Annotated in this window: 5 protein-coding genes; 4 read left to right on the plus strand and 1 reads right to left on the minus strand. The window is 69.0% G+C overall.

The features are described 5' to 3' along the window. Positions 1-55: 55 nt before the first annotated feature. Positions 56-1,534 (minus strand): MATE family efflux transporter, encoded by a 1,479-nt coding sequence (locus RAC81_RS16130; protein WP_375083296.1) that lies wholly within the window; start codon positions 1,532-1,534, stop codon positions 56-58. 105 nt (positions 1,535-1,639) lie between these two features. Here RAC81_RS16130 and cycA point away from each other — a divergent pair, with 105 nt between their 5' ends. The 4 genes from cycA to RAC81_RS16150 all read left to right on the plus strand — a co-directional run bounded on the left by cycA (position 1,640) and on the right by RAC81_RS16150 (position 6,664). Beyond that, a complete protein-coding gene (gene cycA, locus RAC81_RS16135; protein ID WP_375083297.1) occupies positions 1,640-3,103 on the plus strand; it encodes a D-serine/D-alanine/glycine transporter in 1,464 nt (487 codons plus the stop codon). A gap of 100 nt (positions 3,104-3,203) precedes the next feature. Continuing rightward, the gene (locus RAC81_RS16140; protein ID WP_375083298.1) at positions 3,204-4,133 is read left to right on the plus strand and encodes a J domain-containing protein; all 930 of its coding nucleotides are present in this window, start codon (positions 3,204-3,206) and stop codon (positions 4,131-4,133) included. A gap of 220 nt (positions 4,134-4,353) precedes the next feature. Then, a complete protein-coding gene (locus RAC81_RS16145; protein ID WP_375083299.1) occupies positions 4,354-5,346 on the plus strand; it encodes a LacI family DNA-binding transcriptional regulator in 993 nt (330 codons plus the stop codon). Positions 5,347-5,398: 52 nt separating this feature from the next. After that, positions 5,399-6,664: an extracellular solute-binding protein gene (locus RAC81_RS16150; RefSeq protein WP_375083300.1), complete on the plus strand. Its 1,266-nt coding sequence runs from the start codon at positions 5,399-5,401 to the stop codon at positions 6,662-6,664. The last annotated feature ends 49 nt before the right edge of the window (positions 6,665-6,713 follow it).

Raw genomic sequence — 6,713 nt, forward strand, 5'->3', positions numbered from 1 at the left:
GGGGCCGTCGCAGCATCCATCTGCAGGATGATGTTGCGTAATCTTGACGAGCCGTTCAACGACGCGTCAGCCAGCCGAACCTCGACCCGCGCACGGTGCGGATCGGCTGCGTCACGACGGCATCCACCACCATCGACCCGTCGGTGGGTCCGACGATCGCCATGGTCGACGTCTCGGTGGCCTCGACCGGGTCGACCTTCATGTGCGCGAGGTCGCGGTGCGCACGGATATAGGCGGGCACGAGCAGCACGATCGCGCCGAGCCAGGCGAGCGGATTGCTGAGCGCGACGCCCTCGAAGCCGATCAGCGCGCCGAGGACGACGGCGGCGCCGACGCGCATCACGAGCTCGATCACGCCGGTGACGGTCGGGACGAGCGTGTGGCCGAGACCCTGCAGCGCTCCGCGGAGCACGAACAGGATGCCGAGCGCCCAGTATCCGCATCCGTTGATGATGAGCATGAGGTGGGCGAGGTCGACGACCTCGTCTGCTTCGACCCCGTGACCGACGAACAGACGCACGAGCGGGGCGCCGAAGGCGATGATGACGACGCCGAGCAGGAGGCCCGCGCCGATCGCCATCCACGTGCCCTCGATCACTCCGCGGCGGATGCGGTCGGGCCGCCGCCCGCCGAGATTCTGCGCCGCGTACATCGAGGCCGCGAGTCCGAGCGACGAGAGGAAGGCGACCGCGAGACCGTCGACGCGGGATGCCGTCGTGTACGCCGCGACCGCGTCGGAGCCGAGCGTGTTGAGCGCGACCTGCACGGTCAGGGTGCCGATCGCGATGATCGACGCCTGGAAGCCCATCGGCAGACCGAGCCGCAGGTGCTCGCGGACGTCGTCGCGCGTGACCCGCCAGTCGGCCGCGCGCAGGTGCAGCATCGGCAACCGGCGCCGCACGAACTCCAGGCAGAGCGCGACCGAGACGGCCTGCGCCACCACGGTCGCGAGCGCAGCACCGCCGACACCCCAGTCGAGGGGGCCGACCATGAGCACCACGAGACCCACGTTCAGCGCGCATGACACCGTGAGGAACACGAGCGGCGTGCGGGAGTCGCCGATCGCGCGGATGATCGCCGAGAGGTAGTTGAAGAACATCGTGGCGCTCGCGCCGAGGAAGCTGATCTGGGTGAAGATCGTGGCCTCGGGCAGCAGCTCCGCGGGCGTCTGCAGCAGCTCCAGCAGCGGGCGCGAGATGAGCGGCGCGACGATCGTCAGCACCACGCTCGTGATACCGGTGAGGATGACTCCCGTCGCGACGGAGCGACGCACGCCGGGAGCGTCGCCGGCGCCGAACGCCTGCGCGATGGGGATCGCGAAACCGCTCGTCAGGCCCCAGGCGAAGCCGATGAGCAGGAAGAGCAGGCTGCCGGTCGCGCCGACGGCCGCGAGGGACTGCACGCCGAGCTGGCGTCCGACGACGACGGCATCGGCGAACTGGTACATCTGCTGCACCACGTTGCCGATCAGCAGCGGGATCGAGAACGAGAGGATGACACGCCACGGGCGACCCGTGGTGAGAGAGGTGGCCATGGGGGAAGCGGCTCGCAGGACTGGGGGACGGATCGGGGGAAGCCATCATTTTATCGAATCGATTCGGGACAACACCATCCCCGATCGGTGACTACGGTCTATGGGATGAGCACCACGAAGCGATCAGCATCCGACGACGGAGTCGGCACTCAGGCCGGGTCCGACGAGCAGCACTTGCGGCGAGCGCTGAGCAACCGCCACATCCAGCTGCTCGCGATCGGCGGGGCCATCGGCACCGGCCTGTTCATGGGCAGCGGCAAGACGATCTCGGTCGCGGGTCCGTCGGTGATCTTCGTCTACATGATCATCGGATTCATGCTGTTCTTCGTCATGCGGGCGATGGGCGAGCTGCTGCTGTCGAACCTCAAGTACAAGTCGTTCAGCGACTTCGCGAGTGACCTGCTCGGCCCCTGGGCCGGCTTCTTCACCGGGTGGACGTACTGGTTCTGCTGGGTGGTCACGGGTGTCGCCGACGTGATCGCGATCGCCGGATACACGGACGCGCTGTTCCCCGGCATCCCGCTGTGGATCCCCGGGCTGCTCGTCGTCGTCATCCTGCTCGCGCTGAATCTGCCGACCGTGGCCGCGTTCGGAGAGATGGAGTTCTGGTTCGCGCTCATCAAGATCGTCGCGATCGTGGCGCTCATCGTCACGGGTCTCGTGATGATCGTCACCGGGTTCCAGCATGAGGCGGGCACCGCGAGCTTCGCGAACCTGTGGAACCACGGCGGCATGTTCCCGCACGGCTTCATGGGCTTCGTCGCCGGCTTCCAGATCGCGGTGTTCGCGTTCGTGGGCGTCGAACTCGTCGGCACCGCGGCGGCCGAGACGAAGGACCCGGAGCGCAACCTGCCGAAGGCGATCAACGCCATCCCGATCCGCATCCTGCTGTTCTACGTGGGCGCGCTCGTGATCCTCATGGCCGTCACGCCGTGGACCGAGTACGTCGCCGGTGAGAGCCCGTTCATCGCGATGTTCGCGTTGGCGGGACTCGGCATCGCCGCGACCGTCGTGAACCTCGTCGTGCTCACCTCGGCCATGTCGAGCGCGAACTCGGGCATCTACTCGACCTCGCGCATGGTGTTCGGCCTCGCGCAGGACGGCGACGCCCCTCGCCTGTTCGGCCGCCTGTCGAAGCGGCGCGTGCCGCAGAACGCGCTCTTCCTCTCCTGCATCCTGCTGCTGTCGGGCGTCGTGCTGCTGTACGCGGGCAAGGACATCGGCACGGCGTTCGACATGGTCACCACGGTCTCGGCCGTGTGCTTCATGTTCGTCTGGACGATCTTCCTAATCAGCTACCTCGCGTACCGCCGCACCCGCCCGGAGAAGGCGGCGACGTCGACCTTCCGGATGCCGGGCGGCGTGTTCATGGTGTTCGTGGTGCTCGCGTTCTTCGTGTTCATCCTCTGGGCGCTCACCACGCAGCCCGACACGCTGACTGCGCTGCTGGTGACCCCGATCTGGTTCGCGCTGCTCGTCGTCGCGTGGCTGTTCGTGCGGAAGTCGCAGAACCACCTCGAGCGCCACGCCGCGCACATCGCGTACCTGCGGAGCGAGTCCGCGGAATAGGGACGCGGCCGACCTGCGGGTGCGCTCGACGGATGCCGGACGCGGCCGACGCACAGCACAGGGCGGATATCCTGGACGCCGCGGTCGCGGAGGGAGAGCGATGTTCGACAGTCCGCTCTCGGCCTCGGCCTACGAGATCCTCGGTGTGGATCCGGACGTCGAGCACGACGAATTGCGCCGCGCGTATCGCCTGCGGCTGCGGCAGACCCACCCGGACACGGGCGGCGACGCGGCGGTCTTCATCCAGGTGCAGCGCGCGTGGGAGCTCGTCGGCACGCCCGAGCTGCGCGCGGTCTACGACCGCCGCAGCGGGGTGCACCCCGGCATCGCGACGGATTCGGAGGAGGCGGGTTGGCGGCCGCAGACCGCGACCCGCACCGACACCCGCCCGAAGGCCCGCTCGTACGGGCATCCCGGCGGATGGCGCCGCGAGACGTATCTCACGCTGATCCGCGAGTGGGCGGGATTCGGCGTCGAGGTGCCCGACCCCTACGACCCGGCGCTCGTGCGATCCGCGCCCCGCGAACTGCGCCGGATGCTCGCCGACGCCCTGGCCGAAGAGGCCACCGCACGTACCGTCAGCGCGCTCGGCATGGGGTACACGGTCTGGCACGACGTCGCGACAGGCCCTGACCCCGACGACAAGCTCGACCACGTCGTGCTGAGCCCGTCGGGGCTGTACGGCGTGATGTCGGAGGACTTCGGCGGGGTCGTGGGCTTCCGCCGCGGTGAGATCACCGGCCCGAGCCTGGGCACGAGGGCACCGGTCACGGCGGCGCTCGCCCGGATGCGCGCCGTCGCGAAGGCCGCGAGGGTGAAGTTCGGCGGAGCGATCATCGTGCTCCCCGACGACGATCTCGCGCAGGCGGTGACGCCGCTCGGCACGAGTCGCGGCGTGCCGGTGGTGGTCGTGCGGCGCAGCGCGCTCTCGATGGTGCTGCGTCAGGGCGTGCCCGGCGCTCGCGCGATCGGCGGCAACGAACTGTTCGACGTGCGCACGCGGTTGCAGCAGACCGTTCGTTTCGTCTGACCCCGCCCGCCGCCTCCCCCGCCCTCCCCGGCTCGTCGAGCCACCCCTTTCGCGTCGAGCCACCCCTGTATGAGCCGCACAGAAGGGGGTGGTTCGGGCATAAGGGGGTGGCTCGGCGAAAGCGGGGGTGCGTTGACGGGAGCGTCAAACCGGTTTACACTCGTCAAACCGGTTCACGTAATCCGCTGAGCAGCTGGGCCGAAGACCACGAGGAGGTGGCATGAGCCGCACGACCATCGCCGACGTCGCCCGCGAAGCAGGCGTCACCAAGGCCACCGTGTCGCACGCCCTGAGTGGCAAGCGGCCCATCTCCGACGACACGAGGGCGAAGGTTCTCGCCGCGGTCGAGAAGCTGCAGTGGGTGCCGAGCCAGAGCGCCCGTGCCCTCGCCACACAGCGCGCCAACGCCGTCGCCGTGGTCCTCGCCCGCGATCCCGAGGTCATCGCGAACGACTCGTTCTTCCCCGCGTTCATCGCCGGCGTCGAGTCGGTGCTCGCCGAGACCGAGACCGCCCTCCTGCTGCAGGTCGTGCCGGACCGGGATGCCGAGGAGCGCGCCTACCGCACCCTGAGCCACGGCCGCGCCGACGGCGCCCTGCTGCTCGACCTGCGGACCGACGACTGGCGGGTCCCGCTGCTCGAGGAGCTCCGGATACCCACGGTGCTCGTCGGCGCCTACGAGCAGCCGACCCGGTTCTCGTGCGTCCGCACCGACGACGCAGCACCGGTCACCGAGATCATCGACCACCTGCGCGCCGCGGGCCACACCCGCATCGCGCACGTCTCGGGTCCGCTCGACTACGTGCACTCCCGCGTGCGCGCCGACGCGTACATCGCCGCGATCGGCGACGACAGTCTGCTGCGCGAGGGCGACTTCACGGCATCCAGCGGCCGCGAGCGCACCGCCGAGCTGCTCGACCTGCCCGACCGGCCGACCGCGATCCTGTACTCGAACGACACCATGGCCATCGCCGGCCTGTCGTACGCGAGGTCGCAGGGACTGAACGTGCCGCGCGACCTCGCCATCTCGGGCTTCGACGACGACCACCTCTCCGCCCACCTCTCCCCCGCTCTGACGAGCGTCTCGTCGGGACCGGCGGCCCGCGGGCGCGCCGCCGCCCGTCTGCTCCAGGCCGACATCCTCGGCGCCGAGCCGCGCGTCGAGGACGTCGACTGCACCGTCGTGCACTTCCGGGAGAGCACCGGCGACTGACCCACCCGAAGCCATCAGCACCACCCGAACACATCGCGTCAAGGAGGACACCATGAAGAAGATCCGTGCAGCAGCACTGCTGGGCGTCACCGCTCTCATCGTCACCGGTTGCTCGGCGGGCGGCGGAGGCGGAGGCGGCTCCGCCGACCGCACCGGTCCGATCAAGATCTGGCTCTCGAACAACGAGCAGGAGGTCGAGTGGGGCCAGTCGATCGTCGACGCGTGGAACGCCGAGCACCCCGACGAGAAGGTCACCGCGCAGGAGATCCCCGCCGGCTCGTCGTCGGAGGAGGCCATCACCGCGGCGATCACCGCCGGCACCGCCCCCTGCCTCGTCTACAACGTGGCTCCGGCCGCGGTGTCGGGCTGGGTCAAGCAGGGCGGGCTCGTCAACCTCAGCGAGATCGAGGGCGGCGACGACTACATCACCGAGCGCGGCGGAGAGGTCGACTCGTACTCGACCGACGGCGCCTACTACCAGGTGCCGTGGAAGTCGAACCCCGTCATGGTGATGTACAACAAGGCGCTGTTCCAGGCCGCCGGCATCGACCCCGAGAACCCGCAGATGAACACGTATGACGCGTTCCTCGAAGGCTCGAAGAAGATCGTGGCCTCGGGCGTGCAGAGCGCGATCTGGCCCGCGCCGACCAGCGAGTTCTACCAGCCGTGGTTCGACTTCTACCCGCTGTACCTGGCGGAGACCGACGGAACGATGCTCGTCGAAGACGGCAAGGCCACGATCGACTCGGATGCCGGACGCACGGTCTCCGACTTCTGGTCGACGTTCTACCAGGAGAAGCTCTCGCCGAACGAGGCATCGACCGACGACGCGATGTCGGCCGGCACCACGGCCATGCAGCTCGCGGGACCCTGGGCCATCCCCTCGTACGCCGACACGGTCGACGTGGGCTTCATGCCGGTTCCGACCAGCGACGGCCGCGAGAACCCGACGACGTTCGCGGACTCGAAGAGCGTCTCGATGTTCACCGCCTGCGAGAATCAGGGCACCGCGTGGGAGTTCCTGAAGTTCTCGACCAGCGAGGAGAGCGACGGGCAGCTGCTCGAAGCCACGGGCCAGATGCCCATGCGCACCGACCTCACCGGCACCTACGCCGACTACTTCGACGCGAACCCGAACTACGTGGCGTTCGCCGAGCAGGCGGAGAACACGGCGGACGTCCCCAGCATCCCGAACTCGGTGGAGGCGTGGCAGGCGTTCCGCGACGAGTACTCGTCGGCCGTGATCTTCGGCAAGGAGTCGACCTCCGACTTCCTGAAGAACGCCGCGGCGAAGATCGACGACCTCGTCGCCGAGTGACGACAGGGCCATGACTCTCCGAGACGACGCGGTCGCGGACGTGGCCGGG

It is taken from the genome of Microbacterium sp. CR_7 (assembly GCF_041954755.1).
Classification (GTDB): domain Bacteria; phylum Actinomycetota; class Actinomycetes; order Actinomycetales; family Microbacteriaceae; genus Microbacterium.